Origin of the sequence: Zhenhengia yiwuensis (genome assembly GCF_014384995.1) — a bacterium.
GTDB lineage: Bacteria > Bacillota > Clostridia > Lachnospirales > Cellulosilyticaceae > Zhenhengia > Zhenhengia yiwuensis.
The window spans coordinates 35,770-59,064 of the sequence record NZ_JACRSY010000010.1; the positions used below are offsets into that span (position 1 = coordinate 35,770).

Annotated in this window: 24 protein-coding genes; 21 read left to right on the forward strand and 3 right to left on the reverse strand. The window is 35.2% G+C overall.

The features are described 5' to 3' along the window. The 7 genes from H8718_RS07715 to H8718_RS21060 all read left to right on the forward strand — a co-directional run bounded on the left by H8718_RS07715 (position 1) and on the right by H8718_RS21060 (position 5,386). Positions 1–765 (forward strand): Stp1/IreP family PP2C-type Ser/Thr phosphatase, encoded by a 765-nt coding sequence (locus H8718_RS07715; protein ID WP_177672212.1) that lies wholly within the window; start codon positions 1–3, stop codon positions 763–765. After that, a complete protein-coding gene (pknB, locus tag H8718_RS07720) occupies positions 759–2,858 on the forward strand; it encodes a Stk1 family PASTA domain-containing Ser/Thr kinase (RefSeq protein ID WP_249332487.1) in 2,100 nt (699 codons plus the stop codon). Before H8718_RS07715 ends, pknB begins: the two co-directional genes overlap by 7 nt. Before the next feature lie 5 nt (positions 2,859–2,863). Beyond that, positions 2,864–3,757, forward strand: a complete 894-nt coding sequence (gene rsgA, locus H8718_RS07725; protein ID WP_249332530.1) for a ribosome small subunit-dependent GTPase A — start codon at positions 2,864–2,866, stop codon at positions 3,755–3,757. A 1-nt stretch (position 3,758) separates the two neighbouring features. Continuing rightward, positions 3,759–4,415, forward strand: a complete 657-nt coding sequence (rpe, locus tag H8718_RS07730) for a ribulose-phosphate 3-epimerase (protein ID WP_249332488.1) — start codon at positions 3,759–3,761, stop codon at positions 4,413–4,415. 12 nt (positions 4,416–4,427) lie between these two features. After that, on the forward strand, positions 4,428–5,060 hold the full coding sequence (locus H8718_RS07735) for a thiamine diphosphokinase (RefSeq protein WP_249332489.1): 633 nt from the start codon (positions 4,428–4,430) through the stop codon (positions 5,058–5,060). A gap of 90 nt (positions 5,061–5,150) precedes the next feature. Next, positions 5,151–5,297: a hypothetical protein gene (locus H8718_RS07740; protein ID WP_177672208.1), complete on the forward strand. Its 147-nt coding sequence runs from the start codon at positions 5,151–5,153 to the stop codon at positions 5,295–5,297. An 11-nt stretch (positions 5,298–5,308) separates the two neighbouring features. Continuing rightward, positions 5,309–5,386 carry a stage V sporulation protein M gene (locus tag H8718_RS21060; RefSeq protein ID WP_177672309.1) on the forward strand — a complete coding sequence of 26 codons (78 nt, stop codon included), beginning with the start codon at positions 5,309–5,311 and terminating at the stop codon, positions 5,384–5,386. A 91-nt stretch (positions 5,387–5,477) separates the two neighbouring features. Here the strand turns inward: H8718_RS21060 and rpmB are convergent, their stop codons facing one another. Further along, positions 5,478–5,663, reverse strand: a complete 186-nt coding sequence (gene rpmB, locus H8718_RS07745; RefSeq protein WP_177672207.1) for a 50S ribosomal protein L28 — start codon at positions 5,661–5,663, stop codon at positions 5,478–5,480. 228 nt (positions 5,664–5,891) lie between these two features. On the opposite strand from rpmB, the gene H8718_RS07750 reads away from it, so the two are divergent. From H8718_RS07750 to H8718_RS07775, 6 genes are all read left to right on the forward strand, one after another. Beyond that, positions 5,892–6,251, forward strand: a complete 360-nt coding sequence (locus tag H8718_RS07750; RefSeq protein WP_177672206.1) for an Asp23/Gls24 family envelope stress response protein — start codon at positions 5,892–5,894, stop codon at positions 6,249–6,251. Positions 6,252–6,283: 32 nt separating this feature from the next. After that, positions 6,284–7,924, forward strand: coding sequence for a DAK2 domain-containing protein (locus H8718_RS07755; protein WP_249332490.1), 1,641 nt, complete (start codon positions 6,284–6,286; stop codon positions 7,922–7,924). A 66-nt stretch (positions 7,925–7,990) separates the two neighbouring features. After that, the gene (gene recG, locus H8718_RS07760) at positions 7,991–10,051 is read left to right on the forward strand and encodes an ATP-dependent DNA helicase RecG (RefSeq protein WP_249332491.1); all 2,061 of its coding nucleotides are present in this window, start codon (positions 7,991–7,993) and stop codon (positions 10,049–10,051) included. Positions 10,052–10,142: 91 nt separating this feature from the next. Continuing rightward, positions 10,143–10,700, forward strand: a complete 558-nt coding sequence (rsmD, locus tag H8718_RS07765) for a 16S rRNA (guanine(966)-N(2))-methyltransferase RsmD (protein WP_249332492.1) — start codon at positions 10,143–10,145, stop codon at positions 10,698–10,700. After that, positions 10,697–11,188: a pantetheine-phosphate adenylyltransferase gene (gene coaD / locus H8718_RS07770; RefSeq protein WP_177672202.1), complete on the forward strand. Its 492-nt coding sequence runs from the start codon at positions 10,697–10,699 to the stop codon at positions 11,186–11,188. Before rsmD ends, coaD begins: the two co-directional genes overlap by 4 nt. After that, positions 11,189–11,737 carry an ATPase gene (locus tag H8718_RS07775; protein WP_177672201.1) on the forward strand — a complete coding sequence of 183 codons (549 nt, stop codon included), beginning with the start codon at positions 11,189–11,191 and terminating at the stop codon, positions 11,735–11,737. Positions 11,738–11,783: 46 nt separating this feature from the next. Here H8718_RS07775 and H8718_RS07780 read toward each other — a convergent pair whose 3' ends face one another. Together H8718_RS07780 and H8718_RS07785 are read right to left on the reverse strand one after the other, a co-directional pair. Beyond that, complete coding sequence (locus H8718_RS07780) at positions 11,784–12,884, reverse strand: nucleoside recognition domain-containing protein (RefSeq protein ID WP_320649855.1); 1,101 nt, start codon at positions 12,882–12,884, stop codon at positions 11,784–11,786. Positions 12,885–12,969: 85 nt separating this feature from the next. Then, a complete protein-coding gene (locus H8718_RS07785; protein WP_249332494.1) occupies positions 12,970–14,214 on the reverse strand; it encodes a nucleotidyltransferase in 1,245 nt (414 codons plus the stop codon). 177 nt (positions 14,215–14,391) lie between these two features. Between H8718_RS07785 and pta the strand changes: the two genes are divergently transcribed. From pta to smc, 8 genes are all read left to right on the forward strand, one after another. Continuing rightward, the gene (pta, locus tag H8718_RS07790; RefSeq protein WP_249332495.1) at positions 14,392–15,387 is read left to right on the forward strand and encodes a phosphate acetyltransferase; all 996 of its coding nucleotides are present in this window, start codon (positions 14,392–14,394) and stop codon (positions 15,385–15,387) included. Between the two features lie 31 nt (positions 15,388–15,418). Continuing rightward, positions 15,419–16,615, forward strand: a complete 1,197-nt coding sequence (locus H8718_RS07795; RefSeq protein ID WP_249332496.1) for an acetate kinase — start codon at positions 15,419–15,421, stop codon at positions 16,613–16,615. A 65-nt stretch (positions 16,616–16,680) separates the two neighbouring features. Next, positions 16,681–17,190, forward strand: coding sequence for a YceD family protein (locus tag H8718_RS07800; protein WP_177672196.1), 510 nt, complete (start codon positions 16,681–16,683; stop codon positions 17,188–17,190). A 19-nt stretch (positions 17,191–17,209) separates the two neighbouring features. Continuing rightward, the gene (gene rpmF / locus H8718_RS07805; RefSeq protein ID WP_053983984.1) at positions 17,210–17,386 is read left to right on the forward strand and encodes a 50S ribosomal protein L32; all 177 of its coding nucleotides are present in this window, start codon (positions 17,210–17,212) and stop codon (positions 17,384–17,386) included. A gap of 77 nt (positions 17,387–17,463) precedes the next feature. Next, positions 17,464–18,453 carry a phosphate acyltransferase PlsX gene (plsX, locus tag H8718_RS07810; protein ID WP_177672195.1) on the forward strand — a complete coding sequence of 330 codons (990 nt, stop codon included), beginning with the start codon at positions 17,464–17,466 and terminating at the stop codon, positions 18,451–18,453. A gap of 68 nt (positions 18,454–18,521) precedes the next feature. Then, positions 18,522–18,758 (forward strand): acyl carrier protein, encoded by a 237-nt coding sequence (acpP, locus tag H8718_RS07815; protein WP_177672194.1) that lies wholly within the window; start codon positions 18,522–18,524, stop codon positions 18,756–18,758. A gap of 125 nt (positions 18,759–18,883) precedes the next feature. Further along, positions 18,884–19,603, forward strand: coding sequence for a ribonuclease III (rnc, locus tag H8718_RS07820; protein WP_177672193.1), 720 nt, complete (start codon positions 18,884–18,886; stop codon positions 19,601–19,603). An 11-nt stretch (positions 19,604–19,614) separates the two neighbouring features. Then, positions 19,615–23,205, forward strand: a complete 3,591-nt coding sequence (smc, locus tag H8718_RS07825) for a chromosome segregation protein SMC (RefSeq protein WP_249332497.1) — start codon at positions 19,615–19,617, stop codon at positions 23,203–23,205. Positions 23,206–23,295 lie beyond the last annotated feature (90 nt).

The following is a 23,295-nucleotide window of genomic DNA, read 5'->3' on the forward strand; positions in this document are numbered from 1 at the left end:
ATGATTGCTGTTGGGAAAGTAAACATCGGTAAAAGACGTACTAGAAATGAGGATAGTGTCCTGGTTTCTAATGAGCCAATAGGTGTATTACCTAATTTGTATATTGTTGCCGATGGAATGGGGGGACATAAGGCAGGTGCTGTTGCAAGTAAACTTGCCATTGATGCTTTTTGTAACTATATAGAAGAGCATGAAAATGCCCAAATCAAAACAGAAGAGGAATTGCTTATTTTATTAAAAAGAGGTATTTCACACGCAAATTATGTCATTTATAAAAAAGGACTGGAAAATCCAGACTTTACAGGAATGGGAACGACCATTACCTTATGCACAGTAATGAATGGAACTGCTTATATTGCCCATGTAGGAGATACAAGATTATATTGTATGAATGCTAATCAAATGAGACAAGTAACTGTAGATCACTCCTTAGTACAAGAAATGCTTGAGCAGGGATATATTACAGAAACAGATATGCAGGAACACCCACAAAGACATGTTATTACACGTGCAGTGGGTACATATGAACAAGTAAAGGTAGACACTATGAAACAATGCTTAAATGGTGTAGAGTATATTTTATTATGTTCAGACGGATTGACAGCGATGTTAAGTGAAGAAAAAATGCATGAACTGGTTTATAAGCATCATACAAACCTTGAAACAATTATTGATGAATTAATCTTGCAGGCAAATGAAGCAGGTGGGGCAGATAATATTGCTGTTATTATTGGAAAAAAAGATGAGGTGAGCAAAACATGTTAGAACCTGGGAAAATACTAGGGGATCGCTATGAGATTATACAAAAGATCGGTGCAGGCGGCATGTCCATTGTCTATAAAGCTAAGTGTAATAAGCTTCAGAGATTTGTTGCCATTAAAGTATTAAGAGAAGAATTTGTGAAAGATGAAGCTTTTGTACAAAAATTTAAGTCTGAGGCTTTTTCAGCAGGGGGCCTATCCCATCCTAATATTGTTAGTATTTATGATGTAGGACAAGAGGATGATCTGCACTATATCGTAATGGAATTTGTAGAAGGGCAAACACTTAAAGAATATATTGAACAAAATGGACCATTATCATCAACTCAAACTTTAGAGTATGGTATGCAAATTGTATCTGCACTTAGGCATGCGCATAACAAACAAGTTATTCATAGAGATATTAAGCCACAAAATATTTTAATTACCCATGATCAAATGTTAAAAGTAGCTGACTTTGGTATAGCTAAAGCTGTAGATTCTTCTACTATTGTTGCAGCAGGGAATGCTATTGGCTCTGTTCATTACTTCTCGCCAGAACAGGCTAAAGGAAAATATGTTAATGAAACAAGCGATCTTTACTCATGTGGTATTGTACTTTTTGAGATGGCAACTAACCGTTTACCATTTCAAGCAGATACACATGTTTCTATTGCGCTTAAACATATTAATGAAGAAGTGCCAAAGCCAAGTTTATTCAATGAACAGATTTGGACAGGACTAGAATCTATTATTTTAAAAGCAACCAATAAAAAGCAAGAATTACGTTATCAAAATGCAGACAGTATGTTGGAAGATATGAAAACTGTTCTTGCTAATCCAACAGTTGATTTAAGTAGTAAAGAAGTAACAGAAACAGATGTAGATCAAACCATCTTATTAACAGATATTCAGACAAGTTTTATTAGGCAAAATGAAAAGACTACAAGTCGTTTAGAATCTAATCAAACACCTGGTGTGAAAATGAGTACACCTCAAGATTATTATGAAGAATATGGGGGAGAGGATGAAGAAGAAGTTTCTACTGGTTATAAAATTTTAGCTGGTTTAGGTGGCGTACTTGCTACACTTCTTATAGTAGGTATTATGGCAGCAGTTACCTTCTTTGTACTTCCTTCTTTTACTAAACCTCAACGTGTAGTGGTACCTTCTGTATTAGGGCAGACAGTAGATAAGGCCACTGCTATTTTGGAGGATAAAAATTTAGCTATTCTATTAGCTGGTGAAGAAGTAAGTGATACTTATACACCTGGAACTATTATGAGACAAACACCTAATGGTGAGAAAGTGGTAGAGCCAGGTACGGTCATTAATGTTGTGGTAGCTAAACAAAAAGAAGTAATAGAAGAAGTTGTAGTGCCAAATTTAAAAGGTGAGGAGTCTGCTAATGCGCAGAGCATACTCTCTGAGATGGATCTTGATGTAGCCTTAGAGTGGGAGTATAGTGATGAACTTGATAGAAGTAAGGTTATTTCACATACGCCAGAGGCAGGCGTACGTGTTAAAAAAGGTGATACAGTTACCCTTGTTTTAAGTAAAGGAAAAGAAGTAGTACTTGTTAAAGTACCGAACCTTTATAATTTGACTTTAGATGAGGCAAAAGCTAAATTAAATGAAGTAGGGCTTAGATTTGGGCAAACTGTGGAGGAACATAGTGATACTGTGGAACAAGGTAAGGTTATGAAGCAAAGTATTGCAGAAAATCAAGAAATTGAGCAAGGTGAGATTGTTGATATTGTCATCAGTAAAGGACCTAAAGTAGAAGAAGTGATACCTCCTGAAGAGGATCCAAATAATCCTACTACACCAGATACAGACATACCATCTGAAGAAAATACGCCAGAAGAAGAACCACTTGCTACAATAACACGTGTTATTAATGCACCAACAGATAAATTACAAGATGAATATCATGTACTAGTTCTAATCGAAGATGATTTAGGTGCAAGAACTGCTTTTGATGGCATTGTAAAGAAAGAACAGTTCCCTCTTCCAATACAAGTATCAGGCAAAGGAAAAGGTGTACTTACAACCTTTTTTGATGGACAAGAAGAGTATAGAGACAACAACATTAATTTTGATGAGGTGACACAATAAGTATGATGCAAGGAACAATCATTAAAGGTATTGCAGGTTTTTACTACGTGAGAGTAGAAGATGAGGTATATGAATGTAAAGCACGTGGCAAGTTTAGAAATGAAGGGGTTACGCCTCTTATAGGAGATGCTGTGTCTATTGAAGTAGACTATGATAATCAAGATACGAATTATGCCTATAAACAAGGACATATTGTAGAGATTTTTGAGCGCAAGAATAAACTAGTAAGACCACCTGTAGCTAATGTGGATCAGGGGATTGTTGTATTTGCGGTAACTTATCCGCAAATACACTTAGATCTTTTAGATCGTTTTCTCATTATGATGGAAATAGAGGGTATTAAACCTTATATTGCACTTAATAAAATAGATGGTGCACCAAGGGAAACTTATGAGTATATTGTAAAAGGGTATGAGCAAAGCGGGTATAAAGTCCTACTTGTTTCCGCAAAGAAGCAGATTGGTTTAGATGATTTAAGGGCAGTATTAAAAGATAAAATATCTTTCTTTGCGGGCCCATCTGGTGTAGGAAAGTCTACACTGCTTAATAGCATAGAACCTCATTTGAAATTACAGACAGGCGATGTGAGTGAAAAGATAAAACGTGGTAAACATACGACAAGACATGTAGAGCTTCTTCCATTTAGTGAGGGAGGTTACGTCCTTGATACACCTGGCTTTACTTCCTTGCAATTTGAAACGATTGATCAAGATGAGCTTAAATATTATTTCCCAGAGTTTAAGCCTTTTGAAGGAAAATGTAAGTTCAATGGATGTAGTCATATCCATGAACCCAAATGTGCAGTAAAAGAGGCGTTAGAGAGAGGGGAACTCTTTAAACTTCGCTACGACAACTATGTCACATATTATAATCAACTAAAAGAAACGAGGAAATGGTAAGATGAATTATTTAGCGCCGTCAATATTATCAGCAGATTTTGCAGCTTTAGGAGAAGCTGTTACACTTGTGGAGGCAGCAGGCGCTCCTTTTATTCATGTAGATGTAATGGATGGGCATTTTGTTCCCAATATTACAATAGGAGCACCTGTAGCAAAGTCTTTAAGAAAGCACATTAAAGGTGTAATGGATGTTCATCTTATGATTGAAAATCCAGATCAATATTTACAAGATTTTAAAGATGCAGGAGCAGATATTGTAACTGTACACTATGAAGCATCAAGACATATACATCGTACACTCCAAACGATTAGAAGCTTAGGAATGAAAAGTGGTCTATCACTTAACCCAGGGACCCCTGTAGAGGTGATAGAATGTCTTCTAGATGAAATTGATATGGTACTTATCATGTCTGTTAACCCGGGATTTGGAGGACAAAGTTTTATCCCTTATGCCCTAGAGAAAGTCAAAACAGTTAAAGAGCTTGCTAAAAAACATAATAAAGAATTACTTATTCAAGTAGATGGTGGAGTAGGTCTTCATAATGTTAAAGAGGTTGTAGAAGCTGGGGCCAATGTAGTTGTAGCAGGCTCAGCTGTGTTTGGTGCCGAAGATGTGACAAAAGCAGTTCAAGAATTTATAGCACTTATGAATGAGTAAATAGGGGGAACCATGAAGGTTTTAATTTTTACGAATGGAGACTATGGTGACTATAGCTTTTGCAAGCAGTTACCTAGTTATGATTATGTTTTATGTGCTGATAATGGTATGAAGCATGCGAAAGTGCTCGGGATTAAACCTAATGAAATATTAGGTGACTTTGATAGTTGTAATCCAGATGAACTAGAATTTTATAAACAGCAAGGTATTGTTGTTGTAACATCTCCATGTGAAAAAGATGAAACAGATACAGAGCTTGCCTTAGACCGTGCTATAGAATTGGGGGCCCAGACTATTTATATATTAGGAGGGTTAGGTACGCGTATTGACCATACATTAGCTAATATTCATTTACTTCATAAGGCTTTAGGAAAAGGTGTACGCGCTGTTTTATGTAATGCTTATAACCAGGTTGAGCTTATTGAAAATCATATAAGACTAGAAGGAGATAAGGGAGACCTAGTAAGTCTCATTCCTTTTACACCTTCTGTAAAAGGGGTGTCAACGACTCATTTAGCATATAGCTTAGAGAATGGTGAGTTTCATTTTGGTAAACCTTATGGTGTAAGTAACTATATGACAGATACATGGGCTGAGGTGAATATAAAAGAAGGTTTACTACTTGTTATGAAAATAAAAGATTAAAAATAAAGTGTGCGTAAATTACGCACACTTTATTTGCTTTGGAATAATATGGTTATATAGCGAAGATTCACAAGGAGGCAGGTCCATGCAATGAAAAAGAGAGTACTAGGACTCATCTGCTTTTGTGTAGGATGTGGTATGCTCATGGTCATCATCATACCTGCACTTGGGTGGATCCTAACATCTGCAGCTGTATTCATATTAGTTGGTTGGTTGTTAGTATGTGGTGATGATTAGGAGGGTGATTTATGAGAATATATGTGATAAAACTCCCTAAATGGTTAGGTAAGATTGTGGGGAAAGTTTATAAAGGCTCTAATCAATAAAAAAGAGTGTATCTCTTGAGAGATACACTCTTTTTAAGTGAAAAAATTCCATAATTCATAAATGAACTATGGAATTTACTCTGCTTTTAAATTAAGCACGAGAAACTAAGTTTGAACGTAAGCAACGTGTACATACGTTAGCAGTTCTAACTACACCGTTTTGTGCAATTCTAACTTTTTTTACGTTTGCCTTCCACATTTTATTTGATCTTCTATGAGAGTGGCTAACTTTGATACCAAAGTGTACATCTTTTGAGCAAATTTCACATTTTGCCACTGTAAACACCTCCTTAAAATAATATCCGTGACATAACAAATGCTATTCTAACAGATAATAAGATATATTTCAAGAGTGTAAAGCATATTTATTTGACAAAATCATAAAATACTTGGAAAAGCTATCCTGTAAGACTTTATTTATACTATAAATAATGCTATAATAGGAAACAAATGCATTGCAATCTTAAAAATAAAGATAGAATTATAAATATTAAGGAGGTATATTATGGGCGGTAAATTTTCTAATAAATATGGTACCATTACAATCAGTGAAGAGGTTATAGCACAAATTAGTGGTATAACAGCAACAGAGTGTTACGGTATAGTAGGCATGGCAGCAAGAAATGTGAAAGATGGCATTGTGCAACTCTTAAAGGGTGAAAGCCTTACAAAAGGAATTGCTGTACAAGTCTATGAAGATGATGGCATAAGCATAGAATTTCATATTATAGTAGAATATGGTACAAAAATTTCTGCTGTTACAGAGAACCTCATGAGCACCGTTAAATATAAAGTGAAAGACATTTTAGGTTTAGACGTAAAACAAATTAAAGTTTATGTTGAAGGTGTACGCGTAGATAACTAAATTTAGAAGTTCGTTTGAGGAGGCACATTAAAGTGAAATTAGAAGTAATAGATGCTAAGCTTTTACAGAACATGTTTGTGGCTGGAGCTAAGCTATTAGATGAAAAGAAACAAATGGTTAATGAGATGAATGTTTTCCCTGTTCCAGATGGAGATACAGGAACAAATATGTCCTTAACTATGTTAGCTGCGGCTAAAGAAGTAGAAAAAATTGACCCGACAAGTATTGTGGCAGTAGGTAATGCTGCAGCGTCTGGCTCTTTACGTGGAGCAAGAGGTAACTCTGGTGTTATTTTATCACAGCTTATTCGTGGTTTTGCAAAAGGGCTTACAGAAACGCCAATTGATACCTTAACGCTTGCAAATGCTTTCCAATCAGGTGTAGATACAGCTTATAAAGCGGTTATGAAGCCTAAAGAGGGAACTATTTTAACTGTTGCAAGAGAAATTGCTACAAAAGCTATGCAACTTAGTATGGAAATTACAGATATTGAAGAGTTTGCAAAGAAAGTTTTAGAACATGGTTATGAAGTACTTCATCAGACACCAGAGATGCTTCCAGTATTAAAAGAAGCAGGTGTAGTAGATGCAGGTGGGCAAGGGCTCCTATGTATTTTAGAAGGTGCAGCTATGGTTATTACAGGTGATATTAAAATCAATATTAAAAAGCCTGTATCTAAACCAAATGAAGCAGCATTTAGTGCGCTTAAAAACTTTAATACAGAAGATATTACTTTTGGATACTGTACAGAATTTATTGTTGACCGTAAAAAAGATGCAAATTATGACGAAATGGCTATGCGTGAGTATCTTGAAACAATCGGGGATAGTATTGTAGCTGTATCTGATGAAACATTTATTAAAATTCATGTGCATACAGATAACCCAGGACTTGCACTTCAAAAAGGGCTAGAATTTGGTGCACTTACAAGTATTAAAATTGAGAACATGCGTGAACAGCATTCTTCTATTTTTGATGAAAGTACGCAGCAAACAGAAGAGCCAGTAGGCCCACGTAAATCTATTGCATTTGTATCTATTGCAGCAGGTAGTGGTATTGCAGAAATTATGAGAAGTCTAGGTGTAGAGGAAGTTATTGAAGGTGGCCAAACTATGAACCCAAGTACAGAGGATATTAGTGAAGCTATTAAACGTGCTCATGCAGAACATGTTATTGTACTTCCAAACAATAAAAACATCATTTTAGCTGCAGAGCAAGCTGCACAAATTGAGTCAGAATGTAAAGTGCATGTTGTACCATCTAAAACAATGCCACAAGGTATCACAGCTATGGTAAGCTATGATGCAAGTGAAGATGCTGAATCTATTGTAGAAACAATGAAGGAATCTATTGGTATGGTAGAGACAGCGCAAATTACAATTGCTGTACGTGATACAACAATTGATGGCCAAGCTATTAAAGAAGGTGAATATTTAGGTATCTTAGAAAATGATATTGTAGAACACAATGAAGATCTTAAAGAAACCTTTAAAAATTTACTTGGTAAGATGAATGAAGATGCTGAAATTATCACTATTTATTATGGTGAAGAGATTACAGAAGAAATAGCTGCGCAGTATGTAGCCATTGCGGAAGAAGTATTCCCTGATGCAGATGTAGAAGTACACTCAGGTGGTCAACCTGTTTATTACTTTATGATTTCAGCTGAATAATATAAAGGTCTAAGGCTAAAGATAAACTTTAGCCTTTTTTAATAACTTTAATAAAGGAGTGAAGCCATGTTCCTTGAACAATCTATTATGGATTTAAAAGGTGTTGGTGAACAAACCATAAAAAAATTTAATAAATTAGGTCTTTTTACAATACAGGATTTAATAGAGCATTATCCGAAAGAATATGAAGATAGGCGGAAGATTACAAAGATTCAAGAGACCGTTATGGATGAGGAAAATAATATTATAGCTACTGTTGCATCTAGGCCAGAAGTGATGAAAAAGGGCTATAAAGTTATTGTAAAGTTTAGAATTAAGGATGATACAGGCAGTATTTATGTGGTGTTTTATGGGCAGCCTTATATGAAAAATAACTTTATAGTAGGAGAAACTTATAATTTCTATGGTAAAATTAGAAGACAATATGGCTGTATTGAAATGGAAAGTCCAGAGTATGAAAAAGTAGACAATGGGATTACACAAAAAGCAAATAAGATTATTCCTATTTACCCAGCTACGCAAAAGCTTTCACAAAAGGTTATTAGACAACTCATTGAGCAGGCGTTAAGTTTAGCGTTACCTGAAGTGGAAGATGTATTGCCTGCTTATATTAAAGAACTTTATAAACTTAAAAGTAAAAGCTTTGCCTTAACACATATTCATTTTCCGAAAGATGATGAAGCTTTCTTTGAAGCACGTAAAAGGCTGGTTTTTGAAGAACTTTTCTTGCTGCAGCTTAGCTTATTTGTGCTTAAATCTGAATTTTTATCAAGAAGTAAAGGGATTAGTAAAAAAGTACCTGAAAGCTTTAAGGCATTTGTTGAGTATCTTCCTTTTGAATTTACAGGTGCGCAAAAAAGGGTTATGAAAGAGATTGTAAAAGACCTTAAAAGTGACTATGCAGGCAATCGCTTAGTACAAGGGGATGTAGGTTCTGGGAAGACAGTTATAGCAGCAGCTAGTTTATTTATTGTGATTAAGAATAATCAGCAAGGTGCACTTATGGCACCTACTGAAGTGCTTGCTAAGCAACACTATGAATTTTTACAGCAAGTTTTTGAACCTTTTAATATAAAAATGGCATTACTAACAGGGTCTACAACAGCAAAAGAAAAAAGAGAGATTTTAGCAAAGCTTAAATCACAAGAACTCGACCTTGTAGTAGGAACTCATGCTCTTATAGAGGATAATGTGGAAATGCCTGCTTTAGGTCTTGTCATTACAGATGAACAACATCGTTTTGGTGTAAGACAACGCCTCAAGCTATCTGAAAAAGGTCAAACGCCAGATGTTATTGTTATGACGGCGACACCTATCCCAAGAACACTAGCACTTATCCTCTATGGAGATATGGATATTTCCATTATTGATGAATTACCTCCAGGAAGACAGCCTATTAAGACAAATGCTGTAGATTCTTCTTATCATGCGAGGATTTATCAGTTTATGGACAAACATATTAGAGAAGGAAGACAGTGTTATGTTATTTGTCCTATGGTAGAAGAAAATGAAAAGCAGGCTGATTTGAAAAGCGTAACAGAGTATACAGCTTATTTAAAAGAACAAGTCTTCCCACATTTTAACATAGGACTATTACATGGTAAGATGAAACCAAAAGAAAAAAATGCGGTAATGGAGGCTTTTGCGAGTGGTCAGGTGCATATTTTAGTATCTACAACAGTAGTAGAGGTTGGTGTTAATGTGCCCAATGCTACTGTGATGGTTATTGAAAATGCAGAACGTTTTGGACTTGCTCAGCTTCATCAGCTTAGAGGACGTGTAGGAAGAGGAAAACATCAGTCCTACTGTGTACTTGTGAGCGACTCTAAAAATAAAGTAACAAAGAAGCGTCTCAAAATCATGGAGGAGAGTACAGATGGCTTTGTTATTGCAGATACAGATCTAAAGTTAAGAGGGCCTGGAGATTTCTTCGGCACCAAACAACATGGTTTACCTGAAATGAAGATAGCCAATCTCTATACAGATGCAAAAGTTCTTAAAGAAGTTCAAAAAGCTGCCAAATCTTTATTAGAGCAAGATAAAGACTTAAGTTTGCCAGAGCATCAAGGATTAAAAGTAAAACTCCTGCAAACAATAGAAGGAGAACAGATGCATACAGCTTTATAAAGTGGCAGAAGATGACAATTTATTTAATATAGGGTATAATATCTATGGATAAAAATAAATGGATTAAAGTGATAATCGAAGGAGGTAAGTTTTGCGCGTAATAAGTGGAAAATGCCGAGGAACAAAACTTATAGCACCCGAAGGTTCTAATACAAGACCTACTATTGATCGTATTAAAGAAACACTTTTTAATATGATCAGTTTTGATATACCCGGATGTTTATTTTTAGATTTATTTAGCGGAAGTGGTGGTATTGGTATTGAAGCCTTGAGCCGTGGAGCAAAAAAGGCTGTTATGGTCGAGCATCACCAAGAAGCACTTGCATGTATTCATAAAAATTTAGAAAAAACAAGATTGCAAGATGATGCAAGAGTGTATAATATAGATATATATACAGCATTACAAAAATTAAAACAAAATAATGAAAAATTTGATATTATTTTTATGGACCCTCCTTATCAAATGGAAGGTATTTGGAAAATTTTTGAGTGCATTAAACAATATGAATTATTAAGTGAAACAGGCTACGTTATACTAGAAAGAGCGACTACAAACAAGTCTTTAAATTTTGAAGGTTATGTCCTTATTAAAGAAAAGACTTATAAGACTACGACGTTAAGCTTTTTTGAAAGGATACAAGAAAAGTGAAGATAGGTATATATCCAGGGAGTTTTGACCCTATAACAAAAGGACATATGGATATTATAGAAAGAGCTGCAAAACTTGTAGATGTTTTATATGTTTCGGTTCTAACTAATCCGCATAAGTCAGGTGGAATGTTTACAAATGAAGAACGTATGGATATGATTGAAAATAGTATAAGTCATTTACCTAATGTTAGAATTGAAACTTTTTCAGGACTTTTAGTAGATTATGCAAAAGCAAAGAATGCAACAGTTATTGTGAGAGGGTTAAGAGCTGTAACAGATTTTGAATATGAGATGCAGATGGCACAAATTAATAAAAGTTTATTGCCTAATGTAGAAACTATATTTTTAGTAACCAATGCACAGTATTCTTTTTTAAGTTCAAGTTCAGTAAGAGAACTTGCTTTATTCCAAGGTAGATTTCATGACCTTGTACCAGAGTATGTAGTAAGTGTACTGGAGAGAAAATTCCAAAGGGAGGGAAAGTAAGTGGAATACACAAAAGAAACAGAAATTATGTCTTTATTAGATCAAATGGAGGAATTGCTTGAAGAGGGGAAAACAAGTTTTATTACAAGTAAAGTCTCCATCGATCGTGATGAATTTTTTGAATATATCAAAGATATTCGCATGAAGCTACCTACAGAGCTTCAACAATCTGTATGGATTGTCGAAGAACGTAATAAAATTTTAGCAGAAGCACAAGGTGAGGCTAAACTTATTATCCAAGAAGCACAAGAAACGCTTCAGAAAATGATTGAGCAACATGAAATTACTAAATATGCAGAAGATCGTGCACAGATGATTTTAGAAAATGCGCGTAAAGATTCTAGAGAGATTCGTATTGGCGCTATTGAATATGCCAATGAAACAGTTAAAGTTGTAGAACAACAGCTTAAACTTACTTTAGAATCTATACATAAAGAAGCACAGAACTTCGAAAATTATATTACAAACGAACTACGTATTTTATACGATCATAGACAAGAACTTAAAGAAATGATTCATCCACAACCTGTTATGGAAGAGCGTGAGTAGAAAAGAGCTACAAGGCTGAAAATAGCCCTTGTAGCTCTTTTTTATTTTAGGAGAGTATAGAAGCAGGTTTTAAAGGTACTTTGTGAGAAGAAAGCATTTTAAATAAAAAGGCTGTAAATACAAGAACCATGACTAAGAGGATGTACCATTTTAATGTAAACCCTAAAGCAAGAGAGGGATTCCAAAGTGGATAGAGAATAAAGGTTAAAATATAAGCAAGCAAAGATTGAAGAAGTTTTGAGTACATATAGGGCTTTAGAGAAAGGTTGCTACCTTGCAATACATGTTGACTTTGAAAACATACACAGAAACCTCCAAAGGCAATAACGGCAGATAAAAGTGCAAGAAGTGTAGTATTAACAGGTAGTAAACTTGTAAGACGTGCACTTCCGGAGGAAAATTCTAAGCTGCTTAAAAGAAAGCTATGTATAAGAGTAGGGTTTACCCCAAAGAAGTTACCTATAAACTGTGTAAGAGAAGTATAAAGTTCAGAATGTGCAAGGAGATTGCTAATAACAGAGAAAAAGATAATATAGCCACCTACATAGACGATGGTGTCCATACCGTTTTGTACAGCAGAGGTAAAGGCCGTGGAGAATGACAGGGAAGATGTTCGTGTTGTATGAAGAAGCGGAGTTGGGCTTTGGGGAAGTGTATAAAAACGGCTTAAAAGAAGCATGATAAAAGCTGAGGAAATATGTACAAGTAAAAGAAAATAACCGATGTTTGTATCTTGTAACATGAGCGTTCCTACAGTACCTATAATAAAAAGTGGTCCGCAATTACAGCTATAACAAAGGCTTTTTTGAGCTTCATCATAAGTCATTTCACCTTCCTCAAGGAGGTTTTTAGCCAGTTTAGCGCCCATAGGATAGCCACTAATAAGTCCTAGTAGAAAGATTATAAGGCCATTACCTGATAGATGGAAAAGTCTTTGGGTAATGGGATCAAGAAACCGACTACATCTAAAGATTATACCTAAAGAACAAAGAAGGTTAATTAAGATAATAAAAGGAAGTAGGGAAGGGAGAACTTTTTGAAACCATAGTAGGAGTCCAGAGGATGCGCCTTCAATACAAACTTTAGGACATATAAGCATTAGGAGCATCATGATAAAAACCATACTGGTCATGAATATTTTTCGCATAATAATAACACCTCTTCTTTATAAGATTTGTCTACTGTTACAGTGTATGACAAGCCTAAAAAAAAAATAACAACCTAAAAGGCTGTTATTTTCTAAAGGGTTGATAGGTGAAATCTTTAAAAACTAAACCCGGATCATGGGCTAAAAGGGCATAAAGCTTACTTGCTTTAAGCTCATAGTTTAATAAAGATTGACTAGTAGTATCTAAAATAGACTGTGCTTTAGCAGGATTAATAATAATAGGTACTTGACTGAGCTTAGTAAGTTTAGAAAGTACATCCCTAGCAGATTGCTTACAGGCAAGAAGACGAATATAAGGAATATAATCTAACTGTTTATAGGCAAGTATATCCTTTTCTTTAATATCTAATAGAAGATGGATAATGGCACGCTGAACAGTGGCCCTGGTATAAGTTTTTGAAGTCGCACGATCGATGATATCAGAAAGGTCCTTAAAAGTTACAGCGTTGTGATAAAGGGAATGACATAAATTTTTTGGGACATCCCATATCGCATATAAATCTTCAAGTTCGGACATAATCATTTTATAGTGAAAAAGGGAGGAGGCCATATCTAACGTAATAGGCTTTCCTATAACAGGCTTAAGTAGCTCGAAAGCTGAAGAGGGCATAGCCTTTTCAATTTTGTGTGGACTTTGTGAAGTTATATGATGGCGGATAGCTGTAGCAGAGGCAATAGGACCTTCTACATCTATAGTATGATAGTGAGCTGTTTTGCGCTGAAGTGCAAAGGGTTTAATAGAGGAATGATAATACTTAAGTGCCTTTAAGTACTCAAGACCTAATATATTATTAGGTTGGCTTAATAAATCAATCAATACCTCGCTGTAGACTGGAATTGTTTTTTGTGTATCCCGAACATACTTAATCAGTGCTTCCATGCGTGCCTGAGGATAGCTTATACCGTCACTAAGTAAGTGTTTTATATGACTGGATACACTTTCAGGTTCGTGAAGTAAAAGATCAGCAAGTAGTTGCATGGTTTCTATATGAGGTGTTTCACTACCAAAACAAAGTTCATCTACAATACCTGATTTATGAAGAATACCCACGGCGGCCATAGCAAAATGTTCGGCACTGGAAGTAGCATAAACAACAGGAAGTTCAAGAACTAGGTCCACACCACTCATTAGCGCCATTTCTGAACGGGTATACTTATCTGTAATACAAGGTATACCACGCTGTGCAAAGTTGCCACTCATGACAATAATGATTTTTCCTTCGGGATGACGTTTCTTAATTTGTTCTATTTGATACAGATGCCCGTTGTGAAAGGGATTATACTCTGTAATAATTGCAGTAATATGCATAATAACCTCCAAATAATAGGGTGAATTGGTTTCATTTTATCTTAAAGTGTGTACAGTGGAAAGTAATTTATTACAAGAAACTAGAAATTTTTCAAATTGATACTTGTATACACGAAGTACATTTTATATAATATGAAAAGAGGAATTGATAAAAGGAAAATTGAAAGGGGTTTTATTATGTCTTTTTTAGATTCAATTAAAACACGCGCAAAAAGTGACAAGAAAACGATCGTATTACCTGAAACAGGAGATATGCGTACACTTAATGCTGCACATACTATTTTAAAAGAAGAACTTGCAAACCTTATTCTTATTGGTAACAAAGAAGAGATTTTAAATAAAGCTAATGGTTTAGATTTAAGTAAAGCTCAAATTGTAGATCCTCAAACATTTGAAGAAATGAATACATACATCAAAGAACTTGTTGTGCTTAGAGGTGCAAAAGGGATGACAGATGAAAAAGCAAGTGAGCTTCTTCATAATGATTCACTTTTCCTTGGTGTAATGATGGTTAAATTAGGAATGGCTGACGGTATGGTTGCAGGTGCTGTAAACTCAACAGCAAATGTACTTAGACCTTCACTTCAAATCCTAAAAACAGCTAAAAATACAAAATTAGTTTCTTCATTCTTCCTTATGTCTGTGCCTGATTGCGATTTAGGTTCAAACGGCACATTTGTATTCTCAGATTGTGGTCTTAACCAAAATCCAAATTCAGAAGAACTTGCAGCTATTGCAAAAAGCTCAGCAGATAGTTTTAAACAACTTGTTGGAGAAGAAGCAATCGTTGCAATGCTTTCACATTCTACATATGGCAGCGCAAAACATGCAGATGTTGATAAAGTTGTAGAAGCAACTCGTATTGCCAAAGCAGAGTATCCAGAACTTATTGTGGATGGAGAACTTCAACTTGATGCTGCCATTGTACCAGAAGTAGGACAAAGTAAAGCACCAGAAAGCAAAGTAGCAGGCAAAGCAAATGTTCTTGTATTCCCTGACTTAGATGCAGGTAATATTGGATACAAACTTGTACAACGCCTTGCAAAAGCAGAGGCTTATGGTCCTGTAACTCAAGGTATTGCAAAACCAGTTAACGATTTATCAAGAGGTTGTAGCGCAGACGATATCGTAGGCGTAGTAGCTATTACAGCTGTACAAGCTCAAGCAAACTAATTTAATAATTTATTTTTAAGGAGAGAGTTCAATGAACGTTTTAGTAGTAAACTGTGGTAGTTCATCACTTAAATATCAAGTATTAAACATGGAAAATGAAAGCGTACTCGCTATCGGTATCTGTGAAAGAATCGGTATTGATGGTTCATTCATCAAACACACAACAGAAGGTCAAGAAACTGTTAAAATTCCATGTGAATTCCATACTCACAAAGAAGCTTTAGAAAAAATGATCGAAATGATCACAACAGGCGAAACTGCATGTGTATCTTCAATTGATGAAATTGATGCAGTAGGTCACCGTATTGTACATGGTGGAGAAAAATTCACAGATTCTGTAGTAATCACAGATGAAGTTATTAAAGCTATTGAAGAGTGCTGTGATCTTGCACCACTTCACAATCCAGCAAACTTAACAGGTATTCGTGCATGTCAAGAACTTATGCCAAACGTACCAATGGTAGCAGTATTTGATACAGCTTTCCACCAAACAATGCCAAAAGAAGCTTTCATGTACGCTATTCCACAAGAATACTACAGAAAACATGGCGTTCGTAAATATGGTTTCCATGGTACATCACACAAATATGTATCACAAAGAGCTGCTGAAATGATCGGCAAACCAGTTGAAGAAGCAAAAATTATCGTTTGTCACTTAGGAAATGGTGCAAGTGTATGTGCTGTTAAAAATGGTAAATCAGTAGAAACATCAATGGGCTTCACACCACTTGCAGGTCTTGTAATGGGTACACGTTCAGGTGATATCGATCCAGCAATCATTCCATTCTTAATGGAAAAAGAAGGCATGAGTGCAAAAGAAATCGATACAATGCTTAACAAAAAATCAGGTGTTCTTGCATTATCAGAAATGGGTAGCGACTTTAGAGAAATCGAAGATGGTGTTGTAGCTGGTGATGAAGCTTCTCGTTTCACTATGGATGCATTCCAACATCGTTTAATATCATACATTGGTGCATACGCTGCAATCATGAACGGTGTAGATGCTATTGCATTTGCAGGTGGTCTTGGTGAAAACAACGCAATTATGAGAGAAGAAGTTGCAAACATGCTTACATGGTTAGGTGTTGAAATCGATGTTGAGAAAAACAAATGCCGTGGTGTAGAAAGAGATTTATCTACAGAAAACGCAAAAGTTCGTATGTTATTAGTACCAACAAACGAAGAACTTGTTATCGCTAGAGATGCTAAAAGATTACTTCATAAATAATTGATTGACAAAATATCTTAAGATATGTATAATTACAGAAGTGTTACCTAGTGGAGTGAAAACGAATGATAATAAATATCCAGACACTTACAAAACAAGACACACTAGACTTTGACCAAGAGGTTGATCTTTCTCTTGAAAGTCTACGTTTGTTAAGTAATGTAACGGACTACAAAGCTAGAGTTTATGGTACAGTTCATAAAGATGGTGAGCTCTTCACTGTCGAAGGATTTGTAGATGTAACACTCGAACTGATTTGTGACCGTTGCATGAATACGTTTCAATATCCCCTTCATGCGACGCTTGATGACCAATTTTCTAATGATGAGGCTCATTACTTAGAAGATGAGGATATTAAACGTGTGACTAAGTCAAGTATTGATTTATCAGACTCTATTTTAGAGAGTATCGCCATGGCTATGCCAATGAAAGCTTTATGTGATGTTGACTGCAAGGGCATCTGCGTGAAGTGCGGTACGAACCTAAATAAAGGCACATGTGAATGTGAAAAAGCTGACATCGATCCGAGACTAGAGGCGCTAAAAGATATTTTTTGTCTTAATAGCAAAAAATAGCAACTGAGGAGGTGTTAACATGGCAGTACCAAAAAGAAAGACGTCTAAAGCAAGAAGAAACCAACGTAAAGCAAATTGGAAACTTTCTCCACTTAATTTAGTAAAATGCTCTAAATGTGGTGAGCTTATGATGCCACACCGCGTTTGTAAAGCTTGTGGTTCTTACGCTAACCGCGTTGTAGTTAAAGTAGATTAATTCCATGCAAGAGGCAGCTATATGCTGTCTTTTTGCATATTTAGTTTAATTGTAGAGAAAGATAAAGGGTGATGAAAATGCCAAAGATAGCAATTGATGTCATGGGTGGCGATTATGCACCAGATGAGATTATTAAAGGATGCATACGCGCTTCAAAAGAAACCAAATGTGTACTTGTCCTTGTAGGAAAAGAATCTGTCATTAAAGAGAAATTAAAGGATTATACATATGATCCAGATAAGATTGAAATCGTTAATGCAGAAGATGTGATTACAATGGAAGACTCACCAGTAACTGCAATTAGAACCAAAAAAGATTCTTCTATGGTGGTAGGCCTTAAACTTGTCAAAGATAAAGCAGTTGAGGGCTTTGTTTCAGCTGGAAATTCAGGTGCCCTTTTAGCGGGAGGAACTTTAGTTGTTGGCCGTATAAAAGGTGTAGAAAGACCTGCTTTAGCACCACTTATTCCAACAAAAAAAGGGAATACCCTTCTTATTGATTGTGGCGCTAATATGGATGCTAAGCCAGCCTATTTAGATCAATTTGCACGTATGGGTACTGTCTATATGGAAGAATGTATGGGTGTGAAAGCGCCAAAAGTAGGACTCATCAACATTGGTGCAGAAGAAGAAAAAGGTAATGCTCTTACAAAAGAGGCATTTAAACTTCTAAAAGAAGATGAAAAAATCAACTTTATCGGTAATATAGAGGCAAGGGAAATTCCATCAGGGGAAGCAGATATTTTAGTTTGTGATGCCTTTGTTGGAAATGTTATTCTGAAGTTTATGGAAGGCTTTGGTATGTGGGTGTTTTCAATGGTTAAAGCTGAGTTTATGAGAAGTTTAAAGACAAAAATTGCGGCTTTACTTATGAAAAAAGGCGTTATGTCTATTAAAGAAAAATTTGATTATGCAAGCAAAGGTGGTGCACCACTTTTAGGTGTGAATGGACTTGTTGTGAAGACACATGGTAATTCAAAAGAGAAACAAATTTATTGCACAATCATGCAAACTGAGCAGTTTATTGAAAATAAACTCATTGAAAAGATTGCTTCTAAATTTAATTAAAAATAATATTGACTAGAAAACATGTATATAATATTATCAAAGTATAAATTTTCATAAGAGGTGTTAGTATGGTATTTGAGAAAGTCAGAGAAATTATTAGTGAACAGCTTAATATTTCAGAAGGGGATGTAACATTAGAAACATCTTTTACGGATGACCTCAATGCAGATTCTCTGGATATTTTTCAAATTATAATGGCTTTAGAAGAAGAATTTGATATGGAAATCTCCAATGAAGATGCTGAAGGCATTTCAACAGTAGGAGATGTTGTAGAATTCATCAAACAAGCAAATGGATTAGATTAATTTAGAGCCTCGCTTTGCGGGGCTTTTCGCATATATTAAGTAGGGTGTTTAATAGCTAAAAATTTTAATTATTAAACAGTCTATTTAAGAATGTGTTGAGTGAACTGAACTAAGGAGCGATTAGAATGCACAAAAAAATAGAAAGTTTTATAAGTCCTAAAAAGCTTATGGAGCTTGAAAAAATTATAGGTTATCAATTTAATAATACGAACAACTTAAAAGAGGCGATTACACATCGTTCATTTGCAAATGAACATCGCAATCATCAGATGAAAGATAATGAACGTCTTGAATTTTTAGGAGATGCTATTTTAGACCTTATTATTAGTAAATATTTATTTGATAAATATCCTGTTATGCCAGAAGGTGATTTATCAAAGGTAAGAGCCAGTATTGTATGTGAGGGTTCTCTTGCTAAAACAGCAAGAAATATAGATTTAGGCGCTTTTATCCTATTAGGTAAAGGTGAGGAGATGACAGGTGGGCGTACACGTAACTCAATTTTAGCTGATGCGTTTGAAGCTGTTACAGGTGCTATTTTTGTAGATGGTGCCTTTGAAGATGTAGTAAAGTTTTTGCAGACAACACTTATTGAGAATGTGGACAGCCTTTCGGTAGAGGATCTTTACACAGATTATAAAACAATCTTACAGGAAAATATCCAGAAAGAAAGTATGCAGCCTCTGCATTATGAAGTAGTAGATGAAAAAGGCCCCGATCATGATAAAGATTTCTATGTAGCTGTTTATCATGGTGAATTATGCCTTGGTAAAGGTATCGGTAAAAGTAAAAAAGAAGCTGAACAACAAGCAGCTAAAACTGCGCTTAAAGCGCTGGAGAAATAGAGAGGTGACAAATGTATCTAGATAAGATTGAGATACATGGATTTAAATCTTTCGGGGATGCAGTTAAACTTAACATACCGCGTGGCATTACAGCTGTTATTGGTCCTAACGGAAGTGGGAAAAGTAATGTTGCAGATGCCATTCGCTGGGTACTGGGTGAACAAAGTGCCAAAACACTACGCGGAACCAAAATGGAAGATATTATATTTGCTGGGACAGAGAAACGTAAATCTCTAGGTTATGCAGAAGTATCCATGCATATTAAAAATGATGATCATGTACTACCTATTGAATATATGGAAGTCGTGATTAAACGTCGTGTTTATAGATCGGGTGAAAGTGAGTATTTTATTAATGGTTCGCCTTGTAGGCTCAAAGATATTCAAGAGCTTTTTATGGATACTGGGATAGGCAAAGAAGGTTATTCTATTATCGGACAGGGGCAGATTGATAAAATTTTAAGTTCAAAACCAGAGGATCGTAGAAGCTTGTTTGAAGAAGCAGCAGGAATTTATAAATATAAAGTACGTAGGCAAGAAGCAGAGCGTAAGCTAGAGAAGGAACGTGATAATTTACTACGTATTCATGATATTATGTCTGAGATTGAAGCCAGACTAGAACCTTTAGAAATTGAAGCAGGTAAGACAAAGGAATATTTAAACTTAAAAGATACGTTAAAAGATATTGAGATTAACCTTTATATAGAAGAAGTCCATCGCATTAAACGTGATACAGATAAACTAAATGCAGATATTGAAAGTGTTATAGCACAGATTTCTGATGCTCAAATGAATAAAGAAAGATTAGTAAAAGTTCAAGAAGAGAATAAACAAAAAAGAGAAGCCTTCTTTTTAGCAACACAAAATCTCCTGCAACGCATTAGTGATTTAGAAAAAAGCCAGCAGCAAAAGCATGCCGCTATTCAACTTAATGAAGAGCGTATCAGTAGTATTCACCAGCTTCTTGACCAAATCGATAAAGATACAAAAAAGCAGCAAGATTATAAAGAGGCTATGCAAAATGAATACCAAGTTTTAAAAGCAAAACATACAGCTTTAGAACTTGAAGAAGCTATGAAGGAAGAACGCCTTAATAAAAAAGAAAAGGAATTTGATGTTAAACAACAAGATTTAGAAAGTAAGGAAAAAAGCTTAGAGGCTTCAAAATCTGAGATTTTTGATAAAGTTCACCAAATAGATCTTCTTAAGAGCGAAATTGATAAACAGACTTCTGTAGAAGAACAACGCGATTATCGTTATAGTCAGCTAACTGAAAGCATTCAAACTTTCAATAGTGAAATCACCCATCAGGAAGTCCATTTACAAGTTCAGAAGAAAAGAGAACAAGAAGTTCAAGAGACTTTAAGGACACAAGAGGTAAACTTTGAGAAGTTAGAATCCCGAAAAGTGCAGTTCGAACAGGAGTGTTCAAATCTTGAACATGCTTATAAAACAAATCAGCAAAATAAAGAACAAACTAAGCGTCACATTGCATGGTTAGAGCAGGTAAAAAATGACTTTGAGGGGTATTATCATAGTGTTAAGCAAGTTTTAACCCTTAAGAAAGAAAATGCAGCAATGTGGCAAGGTATTTTAGGGATTACAGCAGATATTGTAGAAGTACCTAAAGAGTATGAAGTAGCTATTGTAACAGCTTTAGGTGGCGCTATGCAAAATATTGTAACGCGTTCTGAAAAGGATGCTAAAGCTATGATTCAAGTAATGAAGCAAAGGAATATTTCCAAAGTAACTTTCCTTCCACTTGATACAATTCAGCCTTATGCAAAGCCAGCAGATTTAGAAGCCCTTCGTAAAGAGAAAGGGTTTTTAGGTCTTGGAAGTGACGTAGTAGTTTATGAAGAGATTTATGCACCAATTGTTTCGAATTTACTAGATCGTATCCTTATCGTAGATCAGATTGAAAATGCTTCTGTTATTGCACGTAAATATAAGTATCGTTATAAGATTGTAACACTAGATGGAGAGGTATTTCATGCAGGGGGATCTTTAAGTGGTGGTGCAAGTAAAAATAATAAAAATAATATTTTTGCAAGGACACGTGAGCTTAAAGAGTTAAAAGAATGTTATGAAACTTATAAAATACAGACAGTCGAGTTTGAAAAGCGTATACAGACTATTAAACAATCTATGAAGGATTTACTTGTAGAATGGGATAAGGCAAGTGATACGCTTATGAAGTTACATGATGAAGAAAAAGTCCTTATTCTAGAAATTAATAAATGTGAAAATAGCTTAAAACTTACAAAACAATCTCAACTTCAACTTGTAGAAGAAAAACTTGCTATAGAAGATGCAAAGACATTGGCAGAGCAAGGAAAAGAAGAAGTCTATGAACAAATTAAAGCCTTACAAGAAACAATAGAACTTGATAAAGAAAGCTTAAAAGACCTTGAGGTCGAACTAGAAAGTTTAAAAACAGCTAGGGAAGCTCTTAGAAATGAATTAACAGAAGAAAAAATTGCTTTATCTACAACTAGTCAGAATAAAGTCCATGTAGAAGAGCAAATCAAAACATTAGAAGTGAATATTAGCAATACTAAAGAACAACATATGAGTATTCTTGAACGTAAAGAATCTCTCTATGAAGATGAAAAGAAATTACAGCAAACTATTGTGCAGACAAAAGAAGAAATAGAGAAGTTAGAACAAGAAATTATCAATGCAGCGACAGAAAAAGCTCAAGTGGAAACAGATCGTGCGTTATTAGAAGAGAAAGCAAAAGAAGTCGATGAGAATGTTATAAAAATAGATGAAGTTCTAGCAAATCTTAAAGAAGAAAGCTATAGGTTGCATAATAAAAAAGAATTACTAGAGATGGAAGAGCATAAGCAAACTGATAATATGTGGGAACAATACGAAATGACTTATTCGGCGTGTCTAGCCTTTAAGAAGGACCTTGGTAGTATTGTAGATATGAAGAAACAAGCTGATCAGCTACGTGCTAAAATTAAGGTAATAGGACATGTTAATGTGAATGCAGTTAGCGAGTTTGAAGAGACAAAGTCACGTTTTGAATTTTTATCTGCTCAAAGACAAGATATAGAAAAGGCAGAGGAAGCACTTGTCGAACTTATTAATCAGTTAACCATGCAGATGCATGAAATCTTTAGGGAGCAATTCAAGAATATAGCAGAGAACTTTAGTGTGGTCTTTCAGGAACTTTTTGGAGGAGGTATGGCCTTCTTACAACTTGTAGATGAAGACAATATATTAGAGTCTGGAATAGAGATTATTGCTAAACCGCCAGGTAAGAAGTTACAGAATATGACTCTTTTATCAGGGGGAGAGCGTACGCTTACAGCCATTGCCCTTCTCTTTGGTATTCTTAAATTAAAACCGTCACCATTCTGTGTACTAGATGAAATAGAGGCTGCTTTAGATGATGCCAATGTACTGCGTTTTGCACAGTATCTAGGAAGTTTTTCAAAAGATACCCAATTTATTGTGATTACACATAGAAAAGGTACAATGGAACGTGCAGATACTTTATATGGTGTGACCATGCAAGAAAGAGGCGTTTCTACAGTGCTTTCTATAAAATTAGAAGAAGCAACAAAATATTTAGATAAGAAGACGAGCTAAGGAGGAGCCTATGGCATTCTTTAAGAAATTTTTTAAGAAAAAAGAAGAGGTTCATAAGACTAAGGAACATGACACAAAACAAGTAGAAGC

What these genes read in the sequence shown, in the direction of transcription:
- pta (WP_249332495.1), top strand. Translation starts at nt 14,392, where the DNA reads ATGTCTTTTTTAGATTCAATTAAAACACGCGCAAAAAGTGACAAGAAA.
- smc (WP_249332497.1), top strand. Translation starts at nt 19,615, where the DNA reads ATGTATCTAGATAAGATTGAGATACATGGATTTAAATCTTTCGGGGAT.
- H8718_RS07795 (WP_249332496.1), top strand. Translation starts at nt 15,419, where the DNA reads ATGAACGTTTTAGTAGTAAACTGTGGTAGTTCATCACTTAAATATCAA.
- H8718_RS07800 (WP_177672196.1), top strand. Translation starts at nt 16,681, where the DNA reads ATGATAATAAATATCCAGACACTTACAAAACAAGACACACTAGACTTT.
- H8718_RS07780 (WP_320649855.1), bottom strand. Translation starts at nt 12,884, where the DNA reads ATGCGAAAAATATTCATGACCAGTATGGTTTTTATCATGATGCTCCTA.
- H8718_RS07735 (WP_249332489.1), top strand. Translation starts at nt 4,428, where the DNA reads ATGAAGGTTTTAATTTTTACGAATGGAGACTATGGTGACTATAGCTTT.
- rpmF (WP_053983984.1), top strand. Translation starts at nt 17,210, where the DNA reads ATGGCAGTACCAAAAAGAAAGACGTCTAAAGCAAGAAGAAACCAACGT.
- recG (WP_249332491.1), top strand. Translation starts at nt 7,991, where the DNA reads ATGTTCCTTGAACAATCTATTATGGATTTAAAAGGTGTTGGTGAACAA.
- acpP (WP_177672194.1), top strand. Translation starts at nt 18,522, where the DNA reads ATGGTATTTGAGAAAGTCAGAGAAATTATTAGTGAACAGCTTAATATT.
- H8718_RS07715 (WP_177672212.1), top strand. Translation starts at nt 1, where the DNA reads ATGATTGCTGTTGGGAAAGTAAACATCGGTAAAAGACGTACTAGAAAT.
- H8718_RS21060 (WP_177672309.1), top strand. Translation starts at nt 5,309, where the DNA reads ATGAGAATATATGTGATAAAACTCCCTAAATGGTTAGGTAAGATTGTG.
- H8718_RS07785 (WP_249332494.1), bottom strand. Translation starts at nt 14,214, where the DNA reads ATGCATATTACTGCAATTATTACAGAGTATAATCCCTTTCACAACGGG.
- H8718_RS07750 (WP_177672206.1), top strand. Translation starts at nt 5,892, where the DNA reads ATGGGCGGTAAATTTTCTAATAAATATGGTACCATTACAATCAGTGAA.
- pknB (WP_249332487.1), top strand. Translation starts at nt 759, where the DNA reads ATGTTAGAACCTGGGAAAATACTAGGGGATCGCTATGAGATTATACAA.
- rsgA (WP_249332530.1), top strand. Translation starts at nt 2,864, where the DNA reads ATGCAAGGAACAATCATTAAAGGTATTGCAGGTTTTTACTACGTGAGA.
- rnc (WP_177672193.1), top strand. Translation starts at nt 18,884, where the DNA reads ATGCACAAAAAAATAGAAAGTTTTATAAGTCCTAAAAAGCTTATGGAG.
- rpe (WP_249332488.1), top strand. Translation starts at nt 3,759, where the DNA reads ATGAATTATTTAGCGCCGTCAATATTATCAGCAGATTTTGCAGCTTTA.
- plsX (WP_177672195.1), top strand. Translation starts at nt 17,464, where the DNA reads ATGCCAAAGATAGCAATTGATGTCATGGGTGGCGATTATGCACCAGAT.
- H8718_RS07740 (WP_177672208.1), top strand. Translation starts at nt 5,151, where the DNA reads ATGAAAAAGAGAGTACTAGGACTCATCTGCTTTTGTGTAGGATGTGGT.